The sequence below is a fragment of the Gulbenkiania mobilis genome (genome assembly GCA_004346645.1).
GTDB lineage: Bacteria > Pseudomonadota > Gammaproteobacteria > Burkholderiales > Chromobacteriaceae > Gulbenkiania > Gulbenkiania mobilis.
The window spans coordinates 49,174-72,644 of record SMDA01000010.1 but is presented as its reverse complement, the minus strand read 5'-3'; the positions used below and the strand labels follow the sequence as shown (position 1 = coordinate 72,644).

The 23,471-nt window shown below is 64.4% G+C and carries 22 protein-coding genes and 1 tRNA gene; 4 read left to right on the top strand and 19 right to left on the bottom strand.

Translation table 11 applies throughout. The features are described from left to right. Nucleotides 1-31 precede the first annotated feature (31 nt). The 15 genes from EV669_RS13035 to EV669_RS12965 form a co-directional block, all read right to left on the bottom strand. The gene (locus tag EV669_RS13035; RefSeq protein WP_318271477.1) at nucleotides 32-1,234 is read right to left on the bottom strand and encodes an alkaline phosphatase family protein; all 1,203 of its coding nucleotides are present in this window, start codon (nucleotides 1,232-1,234) and stop codon (nucleotides 32-34) included. Beyond that, nucleotides 1,235-3,862: a response regulator gene (locus EV669_RS13030; protein WP_132098915.1), complete on the bottom strand. Its 2,628-nt coding sequence runs from the start codon at nucleotides 3,860-3,862 to the stop codon at nucleotides 1,235-1,237. A gap of 267 nt (nucleotides 3,863-4,129) precedes the next feature. Then, nucleotides 4,130-4,217, bottom strand: a tRNA-Ser gene (locus EV669_RS13025). A 52-nt stretch (nucleotides 4,218-4,269) separates the two neighbouring features. Beyond that, on the bottom strand, nucleotides 4,270-5,958 hold the full coding sequence (gene recN / locus EV669_RS13020; protein WP_055433641.1) for a DNA repair protein RecN: 1,689 nt from the start codon (nucleotides 5,956-5,958) through the stop codon (nucleotides 4,270-4,272). A 16-nt stretch (nucleotides 5,959-5,974) separates the two neighbouring features. Beyond that, nucleotides 5,975-6,850: an NAD kinase gene (locus EV669_RS13015; protein WP_055433642.1), complete on the bottom strand. Its 876-nt coding sequence runs from the start codon at nucleotides 6,848-6,850 to the stop codon at nucleotides 5,975-5,977. 9 nt (nucleotides 6,851-6,859) lie between these two features. After that, the gene (locus EV669_RS13010; protein ID WP_054287103.1) at nucleotides 6,860-7,522 is read right to left on the bottom strand and encodes a response regulator transcription factor; all 663 of its coding nucleotides are present in this window, start codon (nucleotides 7,520-7,522) and stop codon (nucleotides 6,860-6,862) included. Then, nucleotides 7,519-9,831, bottom strand: a complete 2,313-nt coding sequence (locus EV669_RS13005) for an ATP-binding protein (RefSeq protein ID WP_132098914.1) — start codon at nucleotides 9,829-9,831, stop codon at nucleotides 7,519-7,521. The genes EV669_RS13010 and EV669_RS13005 overlap by 4 nt, the downstream gene beginning before the upstream one ends. A 3-nt stretch (nucleotides 9,832-9,834) precedes the next feature. Beyond that, nucleotides 9,835-10,800, bottom strand: a complete 966-nt coding sequence (locus tag EV669_RS13000; RefSeq protein ID WP_054287101.1) for a potassium channel family protein — start codon at nucleotides 10,798-10,800, stop codon at nucleotides 9,835-9,837. Between the two features lie 71 nt (nucleotides 10,801-10,871). Beyond that, nucleotides 10,872-11,426 (bottom strand): peptide-methionine (S)-S-oxide reductase MsrA, encoded by a 555-nt coding sequence (msrA, locus tag EV669_RS12995; RefSeq protein WP_132098913.1) that lies wholly within the window; start codon nucleotides 11,424-11,426, stop codon nucleotides 10,872-10,874. Nucleotides 11,427-11,640: 214 nt separating this feature from the next. Further along, nucleotides 11,641-12,087: a MarR family winged helix-turn-helix transcriptional regulator gene (locus tag EV669_RS12990; RefSeq protein ID WP_132098912.1), complete on the bottom strand. Its 447-nt coding sequence runs from the start codon at nucleotides 12,085-12,087 to the stop codon at nucleotides 11,641-11,643. Further along, on the bottom strand, nucleotides 12,084-12,521 hold the full coding sequence (locus EV669_RS12985) for an SRPBCC family protein (protein WP_165922749.1): 438 nt from the start codon (nucleotides 12,519-12,521) through the stop codon (nucleotides 12,084-12,086). The genes EV669_RS12990 and EV669_RS12985 overlap by 4 nt, the downstream gene beginning before the upstream one ends. 308 nt (nucleotides 12,522-12,829) lie before the next feature. Further along, nucleotides 12,830-13,735, bottom strand: a complete 906-nt coding sequence (locus EV669_RS12980; protein ID WP_132098910.1) for a histone deacetylase family protein — start codon at nucleotides 13,733-13,735, stop codon at nucleotides 12,830-12,832. A 2-nt stretch (nucleotides 13,736-13,737) separates the two neighbouring features. Further along, a complete protein-coding gene (locus EV669_RS12975) occupies nucleotides 13,738-13,977 on the bottom strand; it encodes a DUF1653 domain-containing protein (protein ID WP_054285972.1) in 240 nt (79 codons plus the stop codon). Beyond that, entirely contained in the window at nucleotides 13,974-14,918 is a 945-nt protein-coding gene (locus tag EV669_RS12970) for a nucleoside hydrolase (protein ID WP_132098909.1), read from the bottom strand. The genes EV669_RS12975 and EV669_RS12970 overlap by 4 nt, the downstream gene beginning before the upstream one ends. 60 nt (nucleotides 14,919-14,978) lie before the next feature. Next, nucleotides 14,979-15,437 carry a GNAT family N-acetyltransferase gene (locus tag EV669_RS12965; protein ID WP_054285974.1) on the bottom strand — a complete coding sequence of 153 codons (459 nt, stop codon included), beginning with the start codon at nucleotides 15,435-15,437 and terminating at the stop codon, nucleotides 14,979-14,981. A gap of 87 nt (nucleotides 15,438-15,524) precedes the next feature. On the opposite strand from EV669_RS12965, the gene EV669_RS12960 reads away from it, so the two are divergent. Further along, a complete protein-coding gene (locus tag EV669_RS12960; RefSeq protein ID WP_132098908.1) occupies nucleotides 15,525-16,481 on the top strand; it encodes a tRNA dihydrouridine synthase in 957 nt (318 codons plus the stop codon). Between the two features lie 280 nt (nucleotides 16,482-16,761). Here the strand turns inward: EV669_RS12960 and EV669_RS14085 are convergent, their stop codons facing one another. The 4 genes from EV669_RS14085 to EV669_RS12945 all read right to left on the bottom strand — a co-directional run bounded on the left by EV669_RS14085 (nucleotide 16,762) and on the right by EV669_RS12945 (nucleotide 20,829). Next, nucleotides 16,762-16,905, bottom strand: coding sequence for a hypothetical protein (locus EV669_RS14085; protein ID WP_162838299.1), 144 nt, complete (start codon nucleotides 16,903-16,905; stop codon nucleotides 16,762-16,764). A 12-nt stretch (nucleotides 16,906-16,917) separates the two neighbouring features. Then, nucleotides 16,918-17,496 carry a LexA family protein gene (locus EV669_RS12955; protein ID WP_054285976.1) on the bottom strand — a complete coding sequence of 193 codons (579 nt, stop codon included), beginning with the start codon at nucleotides 17,494-17,496 and terminating at the stop codon, nucleotides 16,918-16,920. A 298-nt stretch (nucleotides 17,497-17,794) separates the two neighbouring features. Then, a complete protein-coding gene (locus EV669_RS12950; protein WP_055433651.1) occupies nucleotides 17,795-18,982 on the bottom strand; it encodes an acetyl-CoA C-acetyltransferase in 1,188 nt (395 codons plus the stop codon). Between the two features lie 74 nt (nucleotides 18,983-19,056). After that, a complete protein-coding gene (locus tag EV669_RS12945) occupies nucleotides 19,057-20,829 on the bottom strand; it encodes a PHA/PHB synthase family protein (protein ID WP_132098907.1) in 1,773 nt (590 codons plus the stop codon). Nucleotides 20,830-21,065: 236 nt separating this feature from the next. On the opposite strand from EV669_RS12945, the gene EV669_RS12940 reads away from it, so the two are divergent. From EV669_RS12940 to EV669_RS12930, 3 genes are read left to right on the top strand one after another with little or no spacing between them, the layout of a single operon-like run. Further along, on the top strand, nucleotides 21,066-21,719 hold the full coding sequence (locus EV669_RS12940; RefSeq protein WP_054285978.1) for a fumarylacetoacetate hydrolase family protein: 654 nt from the start codon (nucleotides 21,066-21,068) through the stop codon (nucleotides 21,717-21,719). Continuing rightward, the gene (locus tag EV669_RS12935) at nucleotides 21,716-22,129 is read left to right on the top strand and encodes an RNA-binding S4 domain-containing protein (RefSeq protein WP_132098906.1); all 414 of its coding nucleotides are present in this window, start codon (nucleotides 21,716-21,718) and stop codon (nucleotides 22,127-22,129) included. Before EV669_RS12940 ends, EV669_RS12935 begins: the two co-directional genes overlap by 4 nt. Before the next feature lie 58 nt (nucleotides 22,130-22,187). Then, nucleotides 22,188-23,348 carry an MFS transporter gene (locus tag EV669_RS12930; protein WP_055433652.1) on the top strand — a complete coding sequence of 387 codons (1,161 nt, stop codon included), beginning with the start codon at nucleotides 22,188-22,190 and terminating at the stop codon, nucleotides 23,346-23,348. Nucleotides 23,349-23,471 lie beyond the last annotated feature (123 nt).

Sequence of the window (23,471 nt, the reverse complement as noted above, 5' to 3'; positions counted from 1 at the left end):
GGACCGCTCCCCCGGATGGCGGAGCGGTCCTTCAGTCCACACAGCCTGCTACGATCAGCGGCACCCACATCTCTTCGGCCGAGACACCGGCATGTACCGCCGGCAGGTATAGCGGTTTCTCGTGCGCCAGCGTATCGCGCAGGGTGTAGTTGTCCTTCATCAGCAACACACGGTCCCCCAGACGGGCGGGCAGGGCCGGATGCCAGGGAGGGGGGCCGAATACCCCCGCCTCCAGCAGCCAGCCTGGCTCTAGGCACCAGGCTGCATGACCGAGTTCGTTCTCGGTCAGATGGTCGAAGGTGTCCAGCGCTTCGGGCCGCACGTGGCAGAAAGCTACCCGCCGCTCGCCCGAAAGCGGTAGGGCCAGGCAGGCTGCAAGGTCGGGATGGTGCTCCAGATCGATCTGGTGCGCTTCAGGCGCGTCGATGAAACCGTGATCGGCGGTGACGAGCAGCACGGCGTCCTGCTGTGCGGCCACACCGGCCAGCCGTGCAAAGGCACGATCGATGACGTGGAAGAGGTCCGCCACCGGTTCGCCGCGTACTCCGTGGTCATGCATCAGGCTGTCCAGCTCAGGCAGGTAGGCATAGATAAAACGGGCAGGGCCCTCTTCCTGCAGCAGTGACTCCAGTCGCAGGAAGGCGTCTTCGGGGGTGTCGTAGCCCAGCCGAGTGGCCGGGCCGGCATGGGCACGGCTGTATTCGGAGTCCGCGATGTAGCTGGGCTGCAGTACCACCGTGGGCCGGTTGATGCGGGCGGCAAACGCAGGTTGGCCGAAGAGCCGTCCGGCCAGGGCGCTGCGGCTGGAGGGGCTGCCTGCTGGATGGCGCACATACAGGGGCAGGGGTGCCACGATCTCGTCGCTGTCTTCCAGGCGCACATACCAGCCGGTCAGTGCATGCTGCCCCGGCGCGGCCCCGGTCATCAGCGTCGTCACTGCCGCGGCCGTGGTGGACGGAAACACCGACGTCAGCCGGTCACGCTGCGCGGCGGCCAAGGCACTGTCAGGCCCGAGATGTTCCAGTGGGGCCTCGCCCAGACCATCGATCACGATCAGTGCCACGCTGCGGCGCTGTCCCAACCCCACGGGCAGCCCCGCCCCCTTTAGCGGCGCGTAGGGCGAGGGGCCGGCACCCAGTGCGGCACCGAGCGAGGCCATCAGGTTGACCAGGCTACCCCCGGTATAATCGGGCCAGACCGTGCCGGGACAACGCTGCGACAGCTCGGACGCCATTTATGCCTCCTGCGCTGGCGCCGCCTGGTGCTGACCGAAGCCCTGCAGCAGCACTTCCAGCTCTGCAATGTCGTAGGGCTTGCGCAGCAGCAGGACATTGTCGGCCAGCGCACCCAGATCCTCGCTGCCGTATCCGCTGGCCACCACTAACTGCAGGGCCGGATAGTGCGCCCGCGCAAGGCGCACCAGTTCCAGCCCCGACATGCCCGGCAGGTTGACGTCGGTGATGAGCACGTCGAACCGCCCGGCCTGCAGCCGCGCCAGCGCACTCTCGGCACTATCCACGCACAGGATGGCATGCCCCAGGGCCTGCACGCAGTCCTCGGTCATCACGCGCAGGTCTTCGTTGTCTTCCACAAACAGGATCCGCAGCGTGTCCGGCGTGGTGGCTGCTAGGGCGGGCGAGGGCGTGGCCTGCACGGCCGGGACATCGCCGATGCGCGTGGCCACCGTCTGTGCCAGTGCCTGCCGCTGCGCGCGGTTGCGGAACAGATGGCGCAACTTGCGGGCCAGATCCTCGCGCCGGTAGGGCTTGCTCAGCAGGTTGACCCCGGGATCCAGCCGCCCGCCGTGGACGATGGCGTTTTCGGTGTAACCCGAGGTGAACAGTACCTCCAGGTCCGGCAGCAACTGCTTGGCCTGTCGCGCCAGGTCCGGGCTGCGCAGCGGCCCGGGCATCACTACGTCGGTGAACAAGAGATCGATCGCCACACCGCTCTGCACGATGGCCAGCGCGCTCTGGCCGTCGTGGGCCTTCAGCACCCGGTACCCCAGATCGGTGAGCAGATCCACCACCGTGGCGCGCACCGCCGGGTCGTCTTCCACCACCAGGATGGTTTCGGTTCCACCCTCCACCGGGCCTTGCAGCACAACCGGCGGTTCGGCTTCCTCCTGCATCGAGCGCGGCAGATAGATCTTGATGGTGGTGCCGTAGCCTTCCTCACTGTACAGCTTGATATGGCCGCCGCTCTGCTTGACGAAGCCGTACACCATGCTCAGTCCCAGGCCCGTGCCGTGGCCGGCCGCCTTGGTAGTGTAGAAGGGTTCGAAGGCGCGCTCCTGCACCTCGCGTGACATGCCGCAGCCGGTGTCGGAGATGGCAATCAGCACGTACTGCCCCGGCGCCACATCCGGATGGCTCTGTACGTAGTGGGCGTCCAGCATCGCATTGCTGGCCTCGATCGTCAGCTGGCCTTCGCCATCCATCGCATCGCGGGCGTTGATCACTAGATTGAGGATGGCGTTTTCCAGCTGTGTCGGGTCCACCAGCGTATTCCACAGCCCGCCACCGATCACTGTCTCCAGCTTGATCGACTCGCCCAGCGCGCGGCGCAGCAGCTCGTCCAGCTGGCCCAGCAGGCGGCGCGGGTCCACCACCACCGGCTCCAGCGGCTGCCGGCGGGCGAAGGCAAGCAGTTGCGACGCCAGCCGCGCACCGCGCTCCACCGCACTGACGGCCTGGTCGATACGGCGCATGGCCGACTCGTCGCCCTCGATCTGGCGCCGTACCAGTTGCAGGTTGCCGCCGATGATGTGCAGCACGTTGTTGAAATCGTGCGCCACCCCCCCGGTCAGCTTGCCGATGGCTTCCAGCCGCTGGGAGTGGGTAAGCGCCGCTTCGGCCAACCTGCGCTCCGCCTCACTCTGCTCCAGCGCGCTGGTGCGTTCTTCCACCAGCTCTTCCAGATGTTCGCGGTAGCGGCGCAGCTCCTGCTCCACCTGCTTCTGCTGGGTGACATCGTTGCCTTGCACGAAGATGCCGGCCACCGTTCCGTCCTTGCGCAGGATGGGCTGGTAGATGAAGTCGATGTAGCGCTCGCGCCAGCTGCCGTCCGCTTGGCGCAGGCGTACCTGCATGCCATGGCCTACATACGGCTCGGCCGAGCGGTACACCATATCCAGCAGCTCGAAGTACCCTTGGCCCACCACCTCCGGCAGTGCCTGGCGTACTGGCTGCCCCAGAAGCGGCTGCGGGCGTGGACCGATCAGCTGCAGGTAGGCCTGGTTGGTCATCTCGAACACATGGTCCGGCCCGCTGAGGAAGGCAATGAACCCCGGCGCCTGGTCGAACAGCGTGCGTAGGTGATGCCGCTCCGCCTCCAGGCGCGTGTTGGTTTCCTGTACCCGCTGCGCCCGGTGCAATAGGCCGGCCTCCAGCAACAGCGTCACCGGATCCGGTTCTTCCGTGCCGCGGTCACTCTCGCGCAGGGCCCGCTTGAGCGTCTGCACTTCGGTCACGTCCACCGTGTGCTGCAGGATGAAGCGCACCTCGCCCGTCTCGCCCAGGATGGGCGTGTGGGTGGCGCTCCAGAAGCGCTCCTCCAGCACCTCGCCTGATCCGGTCTGACGGGGCACTGCATAGCGGATCAGCGCCAGATGGTCTGGCCGGCGCTCGTCCAGCACCCGCTGCAGCGAGGCCAGCAGCTGCCGTGCCGGCTCGTTGTTGGGGTCGTCCGGATCGTTGGGGAAGACCTCGAACAAGGGCTGGCCCACCAGATCCTCCCGGCGGCGGTTGCCCGTTACCCGCAGGTAGGCATCGTTCATGTCGACAAAGCGCAGGTCTGCCGTCAGCAACATGTACGGATTGGGCGACAGGCGGAAGATCTTTTCGTAATTGGTATGAGGCATGGGGGGCGGTTACCGGCGTGCAGCGTTACGCGGCCGACGTCCTGCCCGAAGCAGCCAGCCGCCAGCCAGACAGGCCGATCATGCACCAGCTTCCGGCGGGAAAGAAGGGAGGAGTGTCGCGGCCGTAAAGAACGGGCCCACGGCTTGTCGCTTACGCTCGTTTCTAGGGCCGGGTCTGGGCAGCAGCCCCAGGGCCGGCGCCACGAAAAAATGAGGGGTCAGCTTTCAAACGCAAGCGCCTTGACGCGTCAAAGAGCGCATGCTTTATGGCGGAAGCTCAGGGATTCGAACCCTGGAACCCTTGCGGGTTGCCGGTTTTCAAGACCGGTGCAATCGACCACTCTGCCAAGCTTCCATAGGGGAGGTGAGGCCCTGCGGGAACAGGGCTCAGGGCGTGGATGATAGCGTCACTGGACGTTTTTTGCCAGTGCGGGCTGGGCGCTGCCAGCCAGCATTTCTGCGGCATGGCGTAATGTGGTTTCGGTAAGTTCGGCGCCGCCCAGCATGCGGGCGATTTCGTGCACCCGCTCTGCTTCGTCCAGCGGGCGGATCCGGCTGACGACCTTGCCGGCCTCCTCGGCCTTGCTGACCTGCCAGTGCGTTTCCCCGAACGAGGCCACCTGCGGCAGGTGGGTGACGCACAGCACCTGATACCGCTGTCCCAGCTGGCGCAGCATGTGGCCCACCACCTCGGCCACGCGGCCGCCGATCCCGACGTCCACTTCGTCGAAGATCAGGGTGGGTACGCTGGCCACCTGGCTGATCACGACCTGCATGGCCAGACTGATGCGGGACAGTTCGCCGCCGGAAGCCACCTTGGCCAACGGGCGCAGACTGGTGCCGGCATTGGCGGCAACCAGATATTCCACCGACTCCAGCCCGTGGGCAGAAGGTTCGGCCAAGGGCGCCAATTCGATGGCGAAGCGGGCCCGGTCCATAGCCAGATGCTGCATTTCCGCGGTGATGCGCTCGGAGAGCTCGCTGGCGGCCTGGCGGCGCTTGCCCGACAGGGCTTCGGCCAAGGTGCGGTAGCGGGCCAGGCAGGCCGACTCGGCCACGCTCAGCGATTCGAGATCGGTGGCGGCCGTTAGCTGCGCCATCTGGCCCTGCCAGTCGGCCAGCTTCTCCTGCAGCTCGGCGGGCTGCACCCGGTATTTGCGGGCGGTAGTCATCAGCAGGTCCAGCCGCTGCTCGACGCGGATGAGTTCCTGCGGGTCGTCGTCGATGGCGCTGCCGTAGTCACGCAGGCTGTAGACCACTTCGCGCAGTTCTGCTTCGACGGAGTCCAAGAGCGAAAGGCTATCAGCGAGGCGCGGGTCCAGATGCGCCAGCCGTGTCAGCCGGGTCTGCACATGGGAGAGCACGGAGAGGCAGCTGCTGTCCGATTCGGAGAGCAGGTCCACCGCCTGTTGGGTGCTCTGCAGCAGTTCAGCCGCGTTGGCCAGCCGGCTGTGCTGCTGGTTGATCTGATTCCATTCGTCCGGCTGCAGGTTGAGCTCGGTCAGTTCGTTGATCTGCCAGGCCAGGCGTTCGCGCTCCACGTCCGACTCGCGCGAGCGGCGCTCGGCGGCCTCCCGGGTCTTGCGGGCCTGTTGCCATGCCTGCCAGGCGGCCTCCACTTCGCGTGCCAGCGAGCCGCTGCCCGCATAGGCGTCCAGCAAGGCACGCTGGGTGTCGCTGCGCATCAGTGACTGGTGTGCGTGCTGGCCGTGAATGTCCACCAGGTATTCGCCGATCTCACGCAGTTGGGCCAGGGTGGCGGGCTGACCGTTGATCAGTGCCTTGGAGCGACCGTTGCGATCCACCAGGCGGCGGATCAACAGCAAGCCGTCATCGCCCTCGAGCGCGTTTTCGGCCAACCATGCCTCCAGCTCGGGGCGGTGGGCCAGGTCAAATTCGCCGGAGATCTCCGCCCGGTCGGCGCCTTCTCGCACCAGGCTGCCTTCGGCGCGGTCGCCCAGGAGCAGGCCGAGCGCGTCGAGGATGATGGACTTGCCGGCCCCGGTTTCACCGGTCAGCACGGTGAAACCGGGTGAGAAATCGAGCGCCAGGGCATCGACGATAACGAAGTTGCGGACGTTCAGCGAAAGCAGCATGGTGTCGGGTCTGGTATCACAGCAGGCGCTCGCCCCAATGCAACTTGTGGCGCAGCATGTCGTAGTAGTTGTAGCCGGTCGGATGCAGGATGCGCAGCGGATTGCGGTAGCGGCGGATCAGGATGCGGTCCATCTCCATCAGGTCGCAATGCGACTGGCCATCGAAGTGCACCCGGGCGTCCAGCCCGCGGGTGAGCATGAATTCCACCTCGCACGAGTCGTTGACGGCGATGGGGCGGTTGCTCATCGACTGCGGGCAGATCGGCACCAGGGCAATGGCCTGCAAGGTGGGGTGCAGGATGGGGCCGCCAGACGCCAGTGCATAGGCGGTGGAGCCGGTGGGCGTGGAGACGATCAGGCCGTCGGAGCGCTGGCTGTAGACGAACTGGTTGTCGATGAAGACTTCAAATTCGATCATCGAGCCCATCGCGCCGCGGCTGAACACCACGTCGTTGAAGGCGAGGGCGCTTGCCACCTCGGCGTCCTCGCGCCGGACCGAGGCCTGCAGCAGGATGCGGTCCTCGGGCAGGAATTCGCCGTCCAGGATGGCATCCACCGAAGCCAGCATCTCGTGCAGCGGAATGTCCGTCATGAAGCCCAGCCGGCCCTGGTTTACGCCTACCAGCGGAACCCGGTACGGCGCCAGCATGCGTGCGATGGAGAGCATGGTGCCATCCCCGCCGAGTACGATGGCCAGGTCGGCGATCTTGCCAAGATCGGTGCGCTGGATCAGCGGGTAGATGCCCGCCTGCTCGGGCGTGGCACTTTCTGCGTCGATCAGCACGTTCACGCCGCGCGCGGCCAGATGGTCGGCCAGCATCCGCAGCGATTCGACGATCTGGGGCTTGCTGTGTCGGGCAACGAGGCCGACGTTCTTGAACAGACAGGTCATGGCGGCATTCTACATGGGCGCTCTGGTATTGCTCAAAGCGTCGGTGTCCGCGCTGCGCTCCGATTCGAGGGCCTTGAGATAGAAGCGGATCAGGTCGGCAAGCGATGCCACCTCCAGCTTGTTGAAAAGGTTGGCGCGATGCACTTCCACCGTCCGCGGCGAAAGCTCCAGTTCGCGTGCGATTTCCTTGCTGGACATGCCGTCGGCAACGCGCTGCAAAACTTCACGCTCGCGGTCGGAAAGCCTGCGCAGGCGATGGGTGACCTCCAGCGTTTCCACCTCTTGGCGGTGCTGCTGGATGCTCAGGCGGATGCCGCGCTTGAGGCTGTCCACCAGGCGCTGCTTGTCCACCGGCTTGGTCAGGAAGTCGATGGCGCCGGTGCGGAAGGCGCGGCTGCACTGCTCGATGTCGCCATGGCCCGTGATAAAGACGATGGGCATGGCCATGTCGCGTGCCACCAGCATCTCCTGCAGGGCCAGGCCGGTGATGTGCGGCATGCGGATATCCAGTACCAGGCATCCGATTTCGCCGCCCTGGTAGTGATTGAGGAAGGCATGGGGCGAATCGAAGGCTTCCACCCGCCATCCTTGGGCGCGGATCAAGAGCTGCAGGGAGTCCCGCACGGCCTGGTCGTCGTCGACAATGTAAACGGTGGGGACGGTGGTGTTCATGACGCGGTGAACTCCTGCGTATGCACAAAGGTACTGGTTTTGAGCGGGGGCAGCTCCACGCTGAATTCTGCACCGCCTTCCGGGTTGTTGGATACCTTTAGCGTGCCGCCGACCGACTCGATGATGGTCTGGCTGATGGTCAGGCCCAGCCCCATGCCGGTGGCCTTGGTGCTGAAGAAGGGGTCGAAGATGCGGCAGACTTCCTCGGGTGGGATGCCGCTGCCGTTGTCGCGTACGCGGATGAACACGCGCTCGCCGTTGAAGCCGGTTTCCACCTGCAGGCGGCCATAAGGGTAGACCCCTTGCATCGCGTCCAGCGCGTTGCGGATCAGGTTCAGCACCACCTGCTCGAGCTGGATGGTGTCCGCATACACCAGCGGCAGGCCCGTACGGGTGCGGTCGATCACTTCAACACCCTGGGCTCTGAGATCGTGCTCGGTGAGGATGAGCGCGTTGCCCACCACATGGTTGACGTCCACCGGCACGAACTGCTGTGTCTTGCGCGCCACGAATTCGCGCAGGCGGTGGATGATCTGCCCGGCGCGGTCGGCCTGTGATACGGCGGAGCGCAGCGCCCGTCCGATCATCTCCAGGTCGGGCTCGTCCTCCTCCAGAAGGCTTAGGCTGGCTTCGCAGTAGCTCATGATGGCCGACAAGGGCTGGTTGATCTCGTGCGCAATGCCCGAGGCCATCTCACCCATGGAGTTGATGCGGGCCACCCGCGCCAGCTCCACCTCGTGCTGGCGCAGCCGGCGTTCGCTGGCTTCCAGCGCCTCCAGCATGCGTCGACGCACGGGGGCAGTGTCACGGAAGGTGAGTACTGCACCCACCATCTGCTGGCCCCGGTCGAACAGTGGCGAGACGGTGCCTTCGATGTGCAGCTTCTGTCCGCCGTCCAGGATCAGGAAGCTGTTTTCGGCCAACCCCACTTCGCTGCGGCGCTGCAGGCACTCGGTGAAGGGGTCGGCCATCGCCTGCCGTGGCAGGTCGTAATGAATGACCACCAGCTTGCCGACCGGCCGTCCCACCGCGCGTTGAGGGAAGGGGTGGCCCAGCAGTCGGGCGGCTGCCGGGTTGAGGTACTGGACGATGAAGTCGTTGTCGAAGGTGATCACCGCGTCGCTGATCGCCTGCAGAATCACGGTGGCGTTGCCCCGCTCCAGGTAGAGGTTGTCGGTAGCGCGCTGTCGCAGCCGCCGATGTCGCGCATGGAGGGCGCTGACCAGGAGGGCAAAATAGCTGATGAGCGTGGAAAGCCCCATCGCAAGCCACGGTCCCACCGGCGACAGCACCGAGAAGCCCAGCTGCTGCGATACGGCCAGCTCGTACGGAAAGTAGGGCACGTCCACCAGCACCCGCGTTTCCAGACGGGGCAGCAGCCAGCGTTCGAGGGTGGTGCGGTGCACCGGGGCGCGGCTTTCGTACACCAGCTGGTCATAGCGATTCGGACGGGCCTCACGACGGGGACTGCCCTCGTAGCGGGTGACGGCCATGTCGTACTGACGCGCCTTGTCTTCGGTGGGGTGCAGCAGTCCGGGCAGTTTTACCACCAGGGTGACGATGCCGAGCGCGTCATTGCTGCGGATCGCCGGATCGCTGGGGGCCGTCTCGCCACGGTAGATGGCCCGCACGTAACCCAGGCCATGCTGATTGTTCATGAGACGGAAGGTGGGGGTCACCTCGATCTCGCTGCTCTTGAGTGCGCGTGTCACCGTGGGGCCGGTGAGGGTGTCGTGCAGCAGGTCCAGCCCGTGCATGGCCCGTGCCGCGCGCGGCAGTGGCGGTTCGGCCATCATCCACGGCAGGTACACGGCGCGGATGCCCGCCCGTGTCCAGCCCAGCGGATTGTGCCAGTGGTGCGTCTCGTCGTGCAGATAGTCGCGAATGGAAAAGGCCTCGCCGTCCGGGCCCGCCTGGGCGGCCTCGAACAGTGGGCGTTCCTCGAGAGTGATACGGGGCTGGTAACCCAGCGTGTACACGAAACCGTAACGCCTGCTGGCTTCCAGCGCGTATTCCCGGATGCGTTCCTCCCGTACCGTGGGGTGATAGCCCACGATCTCGGACAGCCCGAATACCAGCATCTCGCACACTTTCAGCCGCGATTCGATAGTCGTCTTCATGGTGCGTGTGGCTTCTTCGAAGCTCTGGCGCTGTCGGTCCACCGCAATCGACAGGAAGAGTCCCATGAAGGCGCCGAAGAGCACCAGCCACAGCAGCCCTGCGGCCACCCATGCCCTGGCAGGGGCCTGGCGCAGCAGGCGCCAGTGCGACAGGGGCAGGAAGCGGGGCGGTGAGGCAGCCTGGAACATGGCTTACAGCACCGTGCGGATCAGCATGATGGCGCTGCCCGGCTGCAGCAGAGTGGACGGGGCGGGGTTGAAGTCCACTTCTCCGCCCGGCAACTCCAGCGCCAGCACGGTCACCCGGCCCTCCTGCACGCTGAGATACTCGCCGAGCGTACGTCCCTGCCAGAAGGCGTCCACAGGCTGCACCTCGGCCTGGAAAGCGTGGGGATAGTGCTGGTGCAGCCGTTCGAAAAAGTGCAGGGTTTCGGGGCGGATCACCATGTTGGCCATGTTCTGTCCGCCCAGATGCGAGGGGATGACCACCTTGTCTGCCCCTACCGCCAGCAGCTTGCGACGCGAGTTTTCGGTCTCGGCCTTGGACACCACCATCAGGGTGCGGTTGAGGTTTTTGGCAGTCACGACCACAAAGGCGTTCTCGGCATCCGATGAGAGGCAGGTGATCAGGGCGCGCGCCTTGTCCACGCCCGCAGCCTGCAGGTTCTCGTCCTGCGTGGCGTCCCCGATGATGTAGGGGATGTCCCGGCCCTCCAAAGTGATGGCCTGGCTTTCAGTTTTTTCGAGCACCACCACATCCAACCCGGAGCGCAGCAGTTCGTCCAGCGTGTACTGCCCGGTGCGGCTCAGGCCGCAGATGATGATGTGCCCTTCGAGGCGGGCGATCAGTTTTTCCATTTTCCTGCGCTTGAGGTAGATGGGCAGGTCGCCCTGGAACAGCATCAGCGTTAGCGAAGATAGGCCGTAACCGACTACGCCGGTGCCGAACACCACCATGGCGATGGTAAAGAGCCGCCCTTCGTCGCTCAGGGGATGCGTTTCGCCGTAGCCGATGGTGGCCAGCGTAATGACCGTCATGTACAGGCTGTCGAACAGCGGCCAGCCTTCGATCAGCATGTAGCCGACCGTACCCGCCACCAGCGCGGCGAGCAGCAGGCTTAGCAGGAACAGCAGTTTGCGCGCAAAGGCGTTTCCCATCAGTGTACGGCCCCTTGCGGGCGAAAGTCATGCAGGCTGCATTATACCGGCTGGGGGCCGCTGTGCGCAGGCTAGTCCTTCAGCAGACTGGCATAGTGCTGGCGGAACTTGGCGACTTTGGGCGCCACCACCACTTGGCAATAGGGGGTGTAGGGCGCTTTCTCGAAGTAGCGCTGATGCTCGTCCTCGGCAGGATAGAAACGGGTGGCTGGGACGACTTCGGTGACCAAAGGTTGGCCGAAGGCCCGGCTGTCGTTCAGTTCCTTCACGATGGCTTCCGCCGCCTCGTGCTGCGCTTGGTCGTGATAGAAAATGGCGGAGCGGTATTGTGTGCCGACATCGTTTCCCTGACGGTTGAGTGTGGTGGGGTCGTGCAGGCTGAAAAAGACTTCCAGCAGGGTGCGGTAGCTGATGTGCTCCGGGTTGAAAGTGATCTGGACTGCCTCCGCATGGCCGGTGTTGCCCGTGCATACGGCACGGTAACTGGGGTTGGGCACGTCTCCGCCAGTGTAGCCGGACACCGCGCGTTCCACGCCCCGCAGCCGGTTGAATGCGGTTTCGATGCACCAGAAGCAGCCGCCGGCGAAGGTGGCCGTCTCTAGGTGTGTATGCTGTGAATTTTCCATGGATGGATCCTCCGGTGCTGTCATGGTTGAAATCGTGGCGTCTCCCCGGTACGACCAGAGTGGAAGGCCTTTGCGCTGTCTGCGCCCGGCAGTGCCCTGCCAGATATCGGCATGCCGGCCCCGTTACCCTGCCAACCCGCGACCAGAAGTGAAAGGAGGCGGGCCCACTGGTGAGCGTGAATCCGCGCACTGGACAGTGGGCCGTGGGTGCAGCTTACCTGAGCAGCTTCTGGAACAGTTGCACCAGTGAGGCGGTTTCCTTTCCGAGGGGCTCGAAAAAGGCACGATCGGTGGCTTCCACAATCCGTATGGCCTGGGCGGCCAGCTCGCGTCCGGCGTCGGAGACTGTAATCACTTTGGCGCGGGTGTCTTCAGGATGAGGGGCCCGCTCGAAGCACCCCATCTTCTCCAACGTGCGCACGACTTGGGAAATGGTCATAGGGTCGCTGCGCGTCAGTTGTGAGAGCCGGGCCTGGGTGATCGGTTCTTCCTGCCCAAACCAGCTGGCCACGGCCAACGCCACGAACTGCGTATGGGTAAGCCCCAGCGGCTGCAGGGCGTTCCGTTGTTCCCGTTGCCAGAGGTTGGAAATCCGCCACAACAGGAAACCTGGGCTTTCGGAAGGGCCACTGAAAGTTGTGGGCAGGGGGGCATCGGTCATGGGAGGGGGTGTTCCTTCTGCGTCTTCCGTGCAAGGTAATCGGCAAGACCTTGCAGTACGCTGGGGAAATCCTCGCTGGCTGCTTCCCCGATCACTTGGGCATCCGGTCCCTGGGCACGCAGGGCATAGGTGACACGGCTTTTCTGACCCGTTAGCGCTTCGACATGGTGCTCGACCTGGATAAGGGTGTCGCCAAAGCAGCTTTCGTCCGTAAAGGTCTGAGGGGCGACCACGGAAACCAGTGTACTGTCGATGACGGTGCCGTCTGGCAGTTCCATGGCAAATCCGGTGCCATTGGCGAAGGGGCCGTCGATCCGGATGGATTTGACGCCCGGATTCCAGTCCTTCCAAGTGGATGTGTCGGCCAGCACGCTCCAGATAGATGTTACTGGCGCGTCAAAGTCATGCGTGCAGCAAGTGCTCCAGGCGGTCATGGCAAGATCCTCGGTTTGTGTAAGTGGACATATTATATGTGCACTTAATAAAAAGATCAGCTGCCTCTGAAAATGGCTACAGCCCGCTGACCCCTCTCCACGTAAATAGTTGTTGAACCGGGAAAAAGAGCAAGCAGTAGCTAGCCGCCCCGCAGTCCCCGCTTTATGCGCGTGCCGAAGAAAGGAGAACATCCGTGGCTGACCGCTCCAAAGGCGCAGTGGTCTGCAGGCTGTCTGCGTGGCTGGGGAGAGTGCGTAGGAGGAGCGCGTTAACGGGCAGGGGGGCGGGGGAAGGCCTGCGGGAGTGGCTACTGTGGCAAGGCTTGGCCGAACGCTTCGAGCGTCAGCCGCACGGTGGTGGTCTGGATGTCCACCGTGTCGCTCACTGGAACCGCATAGCCGCCTGCCATCGTTACTACCAGGCTGAGCTGGCTTTGACGCACAGCCTGCAGCACCTGCCGGTCGCGCGCTGCAAGCCCGGCCTTGGTCAGCGAGAGTTTGCCCAGGCGGTCGCCCGCATAAGGGTCGGCCCCGGCCAGATAAAACACAATGTCGGCGCGTGCAGCAGTGAGCACCGGCTCGAGGTTGGCCGAAAGCGCGGCGAGGTATTTGTCGTCGCCCGTGCCGTCCGGCAGGTCGATATCCAGGCTGCCAGCCGTACGTCGGAAGGGGAAATTACGGGCACCATGCATCGAAAAGGTGAATACCGATGGGTCGCCGGCAAAGATGGCGGCGGTGCCGTTGCCCTGATGCACGTCCAGGTCCACCACCAGCGCACGCCGGATGCGTCCGCTGCGCTGCAGGGTACGGATGGCTACCGCAACATCGTTGAATACACAGAAGCCGCTGCCCTTGTCAGCCGAGGCGTGATGCGTGCCGCCGGCCAGGTTGATGCCGCATCCGCTCTCAAGCGCGCTGAGCGCCGCCCACACCGTGGCGCCCACCGACCGGCAGCTACGTTCCACCAGCCCCGGCGACCACGGAAAGCCGATCTCGCGCATCACCGCGGGAGGCACGGTGCCGCCTAGCACGGCATCCACATAGGATGGGGCATGGGCGCTACACAACTCGTCCCGACTGGCTGGCGGGGCGATCGCCAGCTGCTCGGCCGCAAAACCTGCTACGGCCTGAGTGAGCAGGGCGTACTTCTCTGCCGGGAACCGATGGCCCGGCGGCAGCGGCATCGGGAAGACATCGGTGCGATAGATGTGCATGGTCAGAACGGCTGCACCAAGGCGAAGCGCGGCACCGGTCCACCCTGGTGCTCAACCGTTTCCACAAACATTTCCAGCGGGCGTATCCACAGGCCAAAGTCCCCGTAGAGCGCACGGTAGACCACGTGCCAAGCTTCGGTCTCCGAGTGCCGTGCCACGCCGCTGACTTCGTACAGGCCACCCTTGTAGTGGCGGTAGATGCCCGGAACGGGCTGCGCGGATACGGCGGAAGAAGCGTTCATGGCAGGCGGGCCAGGTACTCGGTCATGCGTGCGAACAGTCCGTCGGCGTCCACCTGGTTGATCCAGTGCACATTGGCCGGGCGGCCGCTCGTCCCCCACCAGTCCACCACCGTGGCGCCCAGTGTGAGCGGGCTGGTGGTTTCTACCTCTACGTTCACCCTGCGCCCGGCAAAGAGCTCCGGCGCAAGAAGATAGGCAATGACGCAGGGGTCATGCATCGGCGCGCCGTGCATGCCGAACTTCTGCACGTCGTAGCGTTCCAGGCTGGTCACGATATTGGCAGCCAGCGGGCCGCAACGGTTGGGCAGGGCACGCCAGCGGCTGACACGCTCGGCGGTGGTCTGCGCCTGATGGGTAACGTCCAGCGGCAGCATGGTGATGGGCGCGCCGCATTGCAGCACGATCTGGGCGGCATGCGGGTCGGCGTAGATGTTGAATTCGGCTGCCGGGGTGATGTTGCCGGCCTCGAAGTAGGCCCCGCCCATGAGCACGATCTCCCGGATACCGCGCACGCAGCCAGGGTCACGCCGCAGGGCCAAGGCTATGTTGGTGAGGGGGCCGACGGGGCACAGAGTGATGCTGCCGGGGGCGGCCTCCCGCAAGGTGCGAACCATGAAGTCGACCGCATGCTCGTCTGCCAGCGCCATGGAAGGCTCGTGCAGCGGCACGCCGTCCAGTCCGGTCTTGCCGTGCACATGCTCAGCCGTGACAGGGGCGACCAGCAACGGCCGGTCGGCCCCGGCATGCACCGGAATATCCGGGCGGCCTGCCCACTCGCACACGATGCGGGCGTTGCGCGAGGTGTGATGCAGGCCGACATTGCCGGCCACGGCCGTCAGCGCCAAGGGCTGGATTTCCTCGTGGGCGCCGAGCATGAACAGGATGGCAACGGCATCATCCTGGCCCGGGTCGGTATCGAAGATCACCGGGATGCGTGTCATGGAGCTTCTGCCTTCAATTTCAGGGAAAGCGGGCGAGCATCCCGCAACGCTGCGGGCGCGTCAAGCCGCCCCGGGGTGCCAACGCCAAGTGGCAAAGGTAGTGTCCGGGACTAGACCACAGCGGCGGTAGACCGACTGGGCAGTCAGATTGTCGTGGGCGGTTTCCAGCATCATCTCTCCCCCCTGGCGCGCCACCTCCTCCTGCGCAGCCCGGATCAGCGCCTCGGCCAGTCCCTGCCCACGGGCCGCCGGTGCCACGAACAGGTCGTGCAGCAGCCAGTTGGGGCGCAGGGTGAGCGAAGAAAAGCCAGGATAGAGAAGGGCAAAACCCTGTACCGCGCCGCTGTCGCTGCTGCCGAGGAGCACCACCGCATCGCCGGCCTTCAATCGGTTCTCCAGAAAGCGGCGGCAATCGGCTGGGGCCTGTACCACATGGTAAAAGGCAAGATAGTCGACAAACAGTGCCAGAAAGGCGGGTACATCGCTGAAGCTGGCGCGGCGGATGACGAGGTTGCTCATGGAGGCTCCGTAATACAGGGTTGGCCGAAAGACAGGGGTACGCCAGACAGGTACAATACCCGCCTTTTTTCAAGAGGTTACCCTGTCATGCTGATGTTGGCACCAATGGAAGGGCTCGTGGACGACGTCATGCGTGACATCCTCACCCGTCTGGGCGGGGTGGATGTGTGCGTGACCGAGTTCGTGCGTGTGACCAGCGTGCTCCTGCCTGCCCGGATGTTTTACCGGCTGGCCCCGGAGTTGCGCAACGGTGCACGGACGCGGGCGGGCACACCGGTGCGGGTGCAGCTGTTGGGGTCCGACCCGGCCTGCGTGGCCGACAATGCTGCCCGCGCCGCAGAGCTTGGAGCACCGGCGGTCGATATCAATTTCGGCTGTCCTGCCCCCACCGTCAACCGCCATCGGGGCGGAGCGGTCCTGCTCAAGGAGCCGGCGCTGATGCATGACATCGTAGCCGCGATGCGTAGCGCCGTCCCGGCCCATGTCCCGGTGACGGCGAAGATGCGTCTGGGCTATGAGGACACCGCGCACACGCTGGAATGTGCCGCCGCGGTGGCGGACGCGGGGGCCAGCGAGCTGGTGGTGCATGCGCGGACCAAGGTGGAGGGCTACCGCCCACCCGCTCACTGGGAGTGGCTGGCCCGCATCCGCGAGCACGTCAGCTTGCCGGTAGTGGCCAACGGCGAGGTCTGGACCATCGAGGACTACCGCACCATCCGGTCCGTCAGCGGTTGCGAGCGGGTGATGATCGGTCGTGGTCTGGTGGCTGCCCCCGACCTGGCGCAGCGCATTGCGGCCGGGACAGAGGGTGACCCGATGCCGTGGGCGCAGCTGCTGCCGTGGGTGGAGGATTTTTACACCCAGTGCCGGGCCAAGGGGGAAGGCTCGCGCTATCCGGTGGCGCGCCTGAAGCAATGGCTGGGCCAGTTGCGCCGTACCTATCCCGAGGCCGGCCAGCTGTTCGAGTTGCTGCGCCGGGAAACGGACGAGGCCGTGGTAGGCCTGCGTTTGGCGGGGGCCGTCAGCGCTGCAGCTTCAGGCTGATCTATGCCCGGCCTTGCCTCTGCCGTCCGGTAGTGGGGGCAACATGGAGCATACATGGCACGCGGGTGCCGGCAAGGACAGCTTGGCCGAAAGGGCGGAACGGGCTTGACCAGCCTACAGGGCGACGCGGAAGGGGGCACAGCTACCGGTTAGGCCAGCCGCAGGGAAAGGTGGGGGAGGGTCGGGCCGCCGGAGGTGGCAGCCCGATCCGGGTCACAACGGTCATCCACTGTGGAGGCGGATGCCAGGGCAAGCGGGCAGAAAAACTGGGTGGGCATTTTCAGACGAATTCCACCGGTACGAAGTAACTGCCACGCGAACGGGTGACCAGCACTTGCGGCTGGCCTTCCACCACGGCGCGGAATGCCTTGGGCAGGCGGCGCCAGTCCAAAAACTTCATCTTGATCTGTTCACTGGTTTTCATGATTCCTGGTCCTCATTCAACTTTGTGAATCACACTGGTGACAACGCCCCAGATGAGGAAGTTTGCCGTTTCGGGCACTTCGATTGGGGCGTAGGCAGGGTTTTCCGGCAAAAGCCGTACCCGCCCGTTTTCGCGCTCCAGACGCTTCACCGTCAATTCGCCGTCCAGCACGGCCACGACTACCTTGCCGGCGCGCGCCTCCAGGGAGCGGTCGACCACCAGCATGTCGCCATCGTGAATGCCCGCGTCGATCATCGAGTCCCCCTTGACCTTGACGAGAAAGGTGGTGGCAGGGCGGTTGACGAGGTGCGTGTTGAGGTCGATGTCGGCCTCGCGCAGGTCGTCGGCGGGAGCGGGAGCACCAGCCGGTACGCGACTGGCAAACAACGGGAGCGACAGCTGGGACAGCCTTTCGGCCAAGGTGTGGATGGCTTCGGCCTCACTGCCGTGCACCGTGCGCAACTGGCGATACTCAGCCAGCCAGCTGTCCAGTACCGGCTTGAGCGGCTCGGGGACCCGCATCGGGACCGTCTTGTCGCCGCCGAAGGCGGACTTGCGCCCTGCGCCCTCCCGCTTTCCACCCTGAGCCATGGTTTTGCCTTGCGTATTGATGCTGTGTTTTGATTCTGTACAAAATCATCCGCCTTGGCAAGGAAAATGTCGGGCCTGGTCGCTCACTGGTGGAGAGAATCCAATAAATGTCCTGCAAGCTCCTGTTGGATAAGGGGTTTGCAAAAAAGGGACAGTGGACGCGGGAAAAGCAAAGAGGGATGGCGCGTCGCCTCAGCGGGGATCGCTCCGGTCTAGACGCAAAACCGGGCGCAAGGCCCGGTTCAGGGAAGAGCAGGCGGTCAGCTCCGCCTGGGCGGAGCTGACCGGCGCATACAGCTTAGGTCCGTTCGACGGCCAAGGCCACGCCCATGCCTCCGCCGATGCACAGCGTGGCCATGCCTTTGCGGGCATTGCGACGACGCATCTCGTGCAGCAGCGTCACCAGCACGCGGCAGCCCGAGGCGCCGATGGGGTGGCCCAGCGCGATCGCCCCGCCGTTGACGTTGACCTTCTCTTGCGGCCACTTCAGCTCGCACGCCACGCCGAGGGCCTGGGCGGCAAAAGCCTCGTTGGCTTCGACGAGATCCAGATCGTCCACCGTCCAGCCAGTCTTCTCCAGTACCTTGCGAACCGCCGGCACCGGGCCGATCCCCATGATGGAGGGGTCTACCCCGGCCAGGGCATAGCCCTTGATCGTGGCCAAAGGCTCAAGGCCCAGCTCACGAGCCTTGGCCGCCGACATCACCATGACCGCGGCTGCGCCATCATTGATGCCAGAGGCGTTGCCCGCAGTGACCGTGCCTTCCTTCTTGAAGGCTGCACGCAGCTTGCCCAGGCTTTCGGCGGTCACGCCTTCCTTGATGAACTCGTCGGTGTCAAAGGCAACCGGATCGCCCTTTCGCTGCGGCACCATCACCGGAACGATCTCATCCTTGAAGCGGCCCTCGCGGCGGGCAGCTTCGGCGCGGTTCTGCGAGCTGGCCGCAAGCTTGTCCTGCTCCTCGCGGCTGATGCCGTACTTCTCGGCCACGTTCTCGGCGGTGATGCCCATGTGGTACTGGTTGTACACGTCGGTCAGACCGTCGTGCACCATGCTGTCCACCAGCTGCGCGTTCCCCATGCGGAAACCGTCGCGTGAACCCATCAGCAGGTGCGGGCTCATCGACATGTTTTCCTGCCCGCCGGCAATGACGATTTCGGCGTCGCCGCAGGCCACAGCTTGGGCAGCCAGGTGGACAGCACGCAGGCCGGAGCCGCAGACCACGTTCAGCGTCGAAGCGGGCGTGCCGATCGGCAGCCCCGCCTTGATCAGTGCCTGGCGCGCCGGGTTCTGCCCGACGCCTGCGGTCAGCACTTGGCCCAGGATGACCTCGGATACTGCCTCGGGCGCCACGCCGGTCTTCTCCAGCAGGGCCTTGATGACAGTAGCACCCAGATCGGGGGCCGACACCTTGGCCAGCGCGCCGCCGAAGTTGCCGATTGCCGTGCGGCAGGCGGCCACGATGACTACATCTTGTTGTTGCATCTTGCTTTCTCCACGGAAACGCCCGGCTGTGGGCTTGCGTGCGCCGGGCGAGGAACAGGGTTGGCCGAAGCGGCTCAGCTCAGTTGGGCCACCGGAGTGGGCAGCGAACGCGCCAGAACGTAGGTGCCGGGTGCCGCAGCCAGCGGGGGAAATTCCTTGCTGCCCAGGGTCTTGGGTGCGGCCACCTTCTTGCCGGATTTGGGTGCCAGCCAGCCGTCCCAGTCCTTCCACCAGCTGCCCGGATGGCTCTGGGCGCCCTCGAACCATGCCTCGGCCCCGTCCGGCAGGCTCTCGTTGGTCCAGTAGTTACGCTTGTCCTTGGTGACCGGGTTGATCGACCCGGCGATGTGGCCGGACGCCCCCAGCACGAAGCGCTTCTCGGCAGCACCACGGAAGTACTTCACGCCCGAATAGGCCGACTTCCACGGCACGATATGATCCTCGCGCGCAGCAAACACGTACACCGGCAGCTCGATCGTGCCGATGTCGATCGGCACGTTGCACAGCGTGATGCTGCCTGGCTTGGTGAGTGCGTTGTTCATGTAGAACTCTTTGAGGAAGAAGGTGTGCATCGGCAGCGGCAGGTCCACCGAGTCGTTGTTCCAGAACAGCAGGTCGAACGGTGCCGGCGTTTTACCCAGCAGATAGTTGTTGACCACGTAGTTCCACACCAGGTCGTTGGCGCGCAGCGAGGCGAAGGTACGACCGATCTCGCGCCCGCTGACGATTCCGCCTGCCTCCATCTTCGCCTCGCGGCTGCGGATCAGGTTGTCGTCGATAAACACACGGATCTCGCCCGGATCACTGTGGTCGATGAGCGAGGTCATGAAGGTGGCCGAATCGATGCTGGTGTCGCCACGGGCCTTCATCACTGCCAAAGCGGTGACCAGGATGACGCCGCCGATGCAGAAGCCCAGGGCATTCATGCTGGGCTGGCGGGTGATCTTCTTCACTACATCGGTGGCGGCAAACACACCTTTTTCAAGGTAGGTTTCCCAAGTGAAGTGCTTCATCTCGGGGACCGCGGAGCGCCAGCTGATCATGAACACCCGGTAACCCTGGCCGACGAAGTGGCGCACCATGGAGTTTTCCGGCTGCAGGTCCATCAGGTAGTACTTATTGATGCAGGGAGGGATAATGAGCAGCGGCTTCTCGTAGACCTCACCGGTGGTGGGGGTGTACTGGATGAGTTCGATCAGGTCGTTGCGGAAGACCACTTCGCCTGGGGTGACGGCGATGTTCTTGCCGATCTCGAACTTGCTCTCGTCCGACATCGAGATGTGGCCCTTCTGCATGTCGTCCAGCATGTTCTTCATGCCTTCGACCAAGCTCTCGCCCTTGGTCTCCATCACCCGCTTCATCACTTCCGGGTTGGTCAGCATGAAGTTGGTGGGCGACATCGCGTCGATGTACTGGCGGGCGACGAAGTTGAGGCGCTCTTTGGATACCCCCTCCAGCTGTGCCTTGTCCACCAAGTCCAGCATCCAGCGGGAGCTGAGCAGGTAGCTCTGCTTCAGGAAGTTGTAGAACGGGTGTTCGTTCCATTCGGGCGCGGCAAAGCGCTTGTCCTGCGACGCGGCGGCAGCGGCAGCGGCACCTTCGGCCGGCTTCTGGCCGAGGAAGGACATCCACAGGTTCATCTGCTGCTGGTAGAGGTTGTTCTGCAGTGCCATGAACTGGTTGGCGTTGGCCATCATCTGGCCCCAGGCTGCGGCCATCGGATTGAGTGCGGCGTCCTTGGGCAATCCCGCGCTCAGCGAGTTGACGAACTGCTGCATCCATTTCTGGTTGGCTTCGGAAATGCTTTCGAAGAACTTGTCCAGAGAAGTGGTCGTATCCTGATTCAAGGTGGTCTCCCGAACTGGCATAGAAGTGGGCTTTCAGCCCGGCGGGCGCTGCAGTGCCGGGCGCAGGTCTTGCACTACGCTAACTGCACTGTATGACAAATTCACTATGCGCGGTATGGTCAATTGTCCGACGAGGGGGCATGTGTTGCGGCGATGCACAATGCATGCCCGCGCCGCCGCCTCGCCGCCTCCGGCGGGTTCTGGGATAATGGGCCGCAACTGTAGGAGACCTGAACATGTCACGTGTACTGCTGGAATCAGCCCCGGTGACGGTGGGCAACATTTTCTGCATCGGCCGCAACTATGCAGCGCATGCGGCCGAGCTTGGCAATGCGGTGGAGCCCGAGCCGCTGGTGTTTCTGAAGCCTACCTCGGCCATTGCCTTGGAAAACCAGCCGGTGACGCTGCCTGCCTTCTCGCACGAGGTACATCATGAGGGTGAACTGGTGGTGCTGATCGGCAAGGGCGGGACGGACATTTCCGAGGCCGAGGCGCTGGCGCATGTGGCCGGCTACGGCGTGGGGCTGGACCTGACTGCGCGCGACGTGCAGGCCGACGCCAAGGCGCGAGGCCTGCCTTGGACCAAGGCCAAGGGCTTTCGCGGCGCCGCCTGCGTCTCTGCCTTTGTGTCGGCAATGCAGGTGCGCAGCCCCCAGGCGCTGCACTTCTCGCTGTCGGTCAACGGCCAAGTGCGACAGCAGGGCGATACCTCGCTGATGCTTTTTCCCGTGGCGCGCATCATCAGCACGCTCTCCAGCGTGTATGGCCTCAGCGAGGGAGACCTGATCTTCACCGGGACGCCGGAAGGCGTGGCGGCCTTGGCGCCCGGCGATACTGTCGAGATGGTGCTGGAGCAGTGGGTGACCGCGCGCTGGCAGGTCGCTGCATGAGCCGGGACGCCGTGCAGGCGGAAGAGGGCAGTGACCGCGTCCGTCTGGATAAATGGCTGTGGGCGGCGCGATTCTACAAGACCCGCCAGCTGGCGCACGAGGCCTTGGAGCTGGGGCGTGTCAGCGTCAACGGCGACAAGGTGAAGGCGTCCCGGATGGTACGGATAGGTGATGTGCTGGATCTGCGCATCAACCAGCTGGACTACCGGCTTACCGTGGATGCTCTGGCCACCCAGCGACGTCCGGCCAAGGAGGCGCAGGCCCTCTACACCGAGGACGAAACGGTGCGGGTCGCACGTGAGGAGCGGGTAGCGCTCCTGAAGGCCGAGCGTTCTAGTTTCCCCTTTGGTGAAGGCCGCCCCACCAAGAAAGCCCGCCGGGACATCATGCGCTTCAAGGGGCAGGACTGAACGCCCGCCCAACCGTTCGGCCTGCCTTCAGGGTTGGCCGAACCCTTCTTTTCCGAACATGACCGCTTCTTCCCCTGCTTCTTCCACGCCCCTCTTGCCCTTTGCGGGCTTTTATTTCTGGTACTTCGCCTTCGTCGGCCTCTTCAGCCCCTTCTGGGGCCTGTACCTTGAGGCTCTGCACTTCACGCCCTGGCAGATTTCTGTACTGATCGCACTGTCCACCGTGGCCCGCATCCTGGCCCCCGGTCTCTGGGGCTGGTTGGCCGACCGCACAGGGAGGCGGCGGCCGATCGTCCTGCTGACATCCGTCCTGTCCGCTGTCGCTTTTGCGGTGCTTGCGCCCGGTCAGTCGTTCTGGTGGATCTTCGTGACCCTGGCAGTGGCCCAGTTTTTCTGGGCGGCCGCCCTGCCGCTGGTCGAGGCCAGTACTGCCCATCTGACACGCGACACGCCCGGGCGTTACAGCCGGGTGCGAGTGTGGGGCTCGGTGGGGTTCGTTGCCTTTTCGGTGGCCGGTGGCTATCTGCTCGACCTGCTATCGCTGGCGGCGCTGCCCTGGATGATCGTGGCTGTGCTGGCTGCTCTGGCCGTGGCGGCCAGTCGGGTGCCTGAGGTGAGCGTGCCGCGCCGGCAGGCGGCCGGTTCGGTCTGGGACACGTTGCGCCAGCCTAAGGTGATGGCGCTTTTTGCCTGCTGTTTCCTTATGGCGTTTGCACACGGCCCGTACTACACCTTTTATTCCATCGGCCTGAAAGCGGTGGGCTATGGCAAGGAGCTCACAGGCTGGCTCTGGTCGGTGGGAGTGCTCAGCGAGATTGGCATCTTCCTGCTGATGCCGCGCATCATGGCGCGCTGCAGCCTGGAGCGCTTGATGGTGGTATCGCTGGTGGCTGCCGTGCTGCGCTTCGGTCTGATCGCTTTCTGCCTGTCGGTGCCGTGGCTGGCTGTTACTGCCCAGGCACTGCACGCCTTTACCTTCGGATTGCACCATGCAGTCTCGGTGGGCTTGATCCACCGCTTCTTTGCCGAACCGCACCATGCCCGGGCCCAAGGGCTGTACATTGTGGCGTCTTTCGGGCTGGGCGGTACCAGCGGTGGGCTTCTCGGCGGAGTGTTGTGGCCGGAAGGCGGTCTCGTGGCCACTTTCACGCTTGCCGCCGGGGCCGCACTAATCGGCGTGGCCGTGGGATGGCTAGGGTTAGTGAAGAGCAAACATTAATTTTACTTTTTGTCCAATATTTCGGACGTCATGTCCAATGATGTCCTGTATGTCAGAGACCCCTCCCGAATGAAGCGGGCCCAGTCTTTTGCATTGCGCCAAAGACTGCTTGTAAAGCGCGTA

Excerpts from the sequence above, each read along its gene's own strand:
- EV669_RS14085 (WP_162838299.1), bottom strand. The coding sequence starts at position 16,905 with ATGAAAACCAGTGAACAGATCAAGATGAAGTTTTTGGACTGGCGCCGC.
- EV669_RS12980 (WP_132098910.1), bottom strand. The coding sequence starts at position 13,735 with ATGCACATCTATCGCACCGATGTCTTCCCGATGCCGCTGCCGCCGGGC.
- EV669_RS13030 (WP_132098915.1), bottom strand. The coding sequence starts at position 3,862 with ATGCCTCATACCAATTACGAAAAGATCTTCCGCCTGTCGCCCAATCCG.
- EV669_RS13005 (WP_132098914.1), bottom strand. The coding sequence starts at position 9,831 with ATGTTCCAGGCTGCCTCACCGCCCCGCTTCCTGCCCCTGTCGCACTGG.
- EV669_RS12955 (WP_054285976.1), bottom strand. The coding sequence starts at position 17,496 with ATGGCTCAGGGTGGAAAGCGGGAGGGCGCAGGGCGCAAGTCCGCCTTC.
- EV669_RS13000 (WP_054287101.1), bottom strand. The coding sequence starts at position 10,800 with ATGGGAAACGCCTTTGCGCGCAAACTGCTGTTCCTGCTAAGCCTGCTG.
- EV669_RS12985 (WP_165922749.1), bottom strand. The coding sequence starts at position 12,521 with ATGACCGCCTGGAGCACTTGCTGCACGCATGACTTTGACGCGCCAGTA.
- EV669_RS12940 (WP_054285978.1), top strand. The coding sequence starts at position 21,066 with ATGTCACGTGTACTGCTGGAATCAGCCCCGGTGACGGTGGGCAACATT.
- EV669_RS12975 (WP_054285972.1), bottom strand. The coding sequence starts at position 13,977 with ATGAACGCTTCTTCCGCCGTATCCGCGCAGCCCGTTCCGGGCATCTAC.
- EV669_RS13035 (WP_318271477.1), bottom strand. The coding sequence starts at position 1,234 with ATGGCGTCCGAGCTGTCGCAGCGTTGTCCCGGCACGGTCTGGCCCGAT.
- EV669_RS12960 (WP_132098908.1), top strand. The coding sequence starts at position 15,525 with ATGCTGATGTTGGCACCAATGGAAGGGCTCGTGGACGACGTCATGCGT.
- EV669_RS12990 (WP_132098912.1), bottom strand. The coding sequence starts at position 12,087 with ATGACCGATGCCCCCCTGCCCACAACTTTCAGTGGCCCTTCCGAAAGC.
- EV669_RS12950 (WP_055433651.1), bottom strand. The coding sequence starts at position 18,982 with ATGCAACAACAAGATGTAGTCATCGTGGCCGCCTGCCGCACGGCAATC.
- EV669_RS13015 (WP_055433642.1), bottom strand. The coding sequence starts at position 6,850 with ATGACCTGTCTGTTCAAGAACGTCGGCCTCGTTGCCCGACACAGCAAG.
- msrA (WP_132098913.1), bottom strand. The coding sequence starts at position 11,426 with ATGGAAAATTCACAGCATACACACCTAGAGACGGCCACCTTCGCCGGC.
- recN (WP_055433641.1), bottom strand. The coding sequence starts at position 5,958 with ATGCTGCTTTCGCTGAACGTCCGCAACTTCGTTATCGTCGATGCCCTG.
- EV669_RS12930 (WP_055433652.1), top strand. The coding sequence starts at position 22,188 with ATGACCGCTTCTTCCCCTGCTTCTTCCACGCCCCTCTTGCCCTTTGCG.
- EV669_RS12965 (WP_054285974.1), bottom strand. The coding sequence starts at position 15,437 with ATGAGCAACCTCGTCATCCGCCGCGCCAGCTTCAGCGATGTACCCGCC.
- EV669_RS13010 (WP_054287103.1), bottom strand. The coding sequence starts at position 7,522 with ATGAACACCACCGTCCCCACCGTTTACATTGTCGACGACGACCAGGCC.
- EV669_RS12970 (WP_132098909.1), bottom strand. The coding sequence starts at position 14,918 with ATGACACGCATCCCGGTGATCTTCGATACCGACCCGGGCCAGGATGAT.
- EV669_RS12935 (WP_132098906.1), top strand. The coding sequence starts at position 21,716 with ATGAGCCGGGACGCCGTGCAGGCGGAAGAGGGCAGTGACCGCGTCCGT.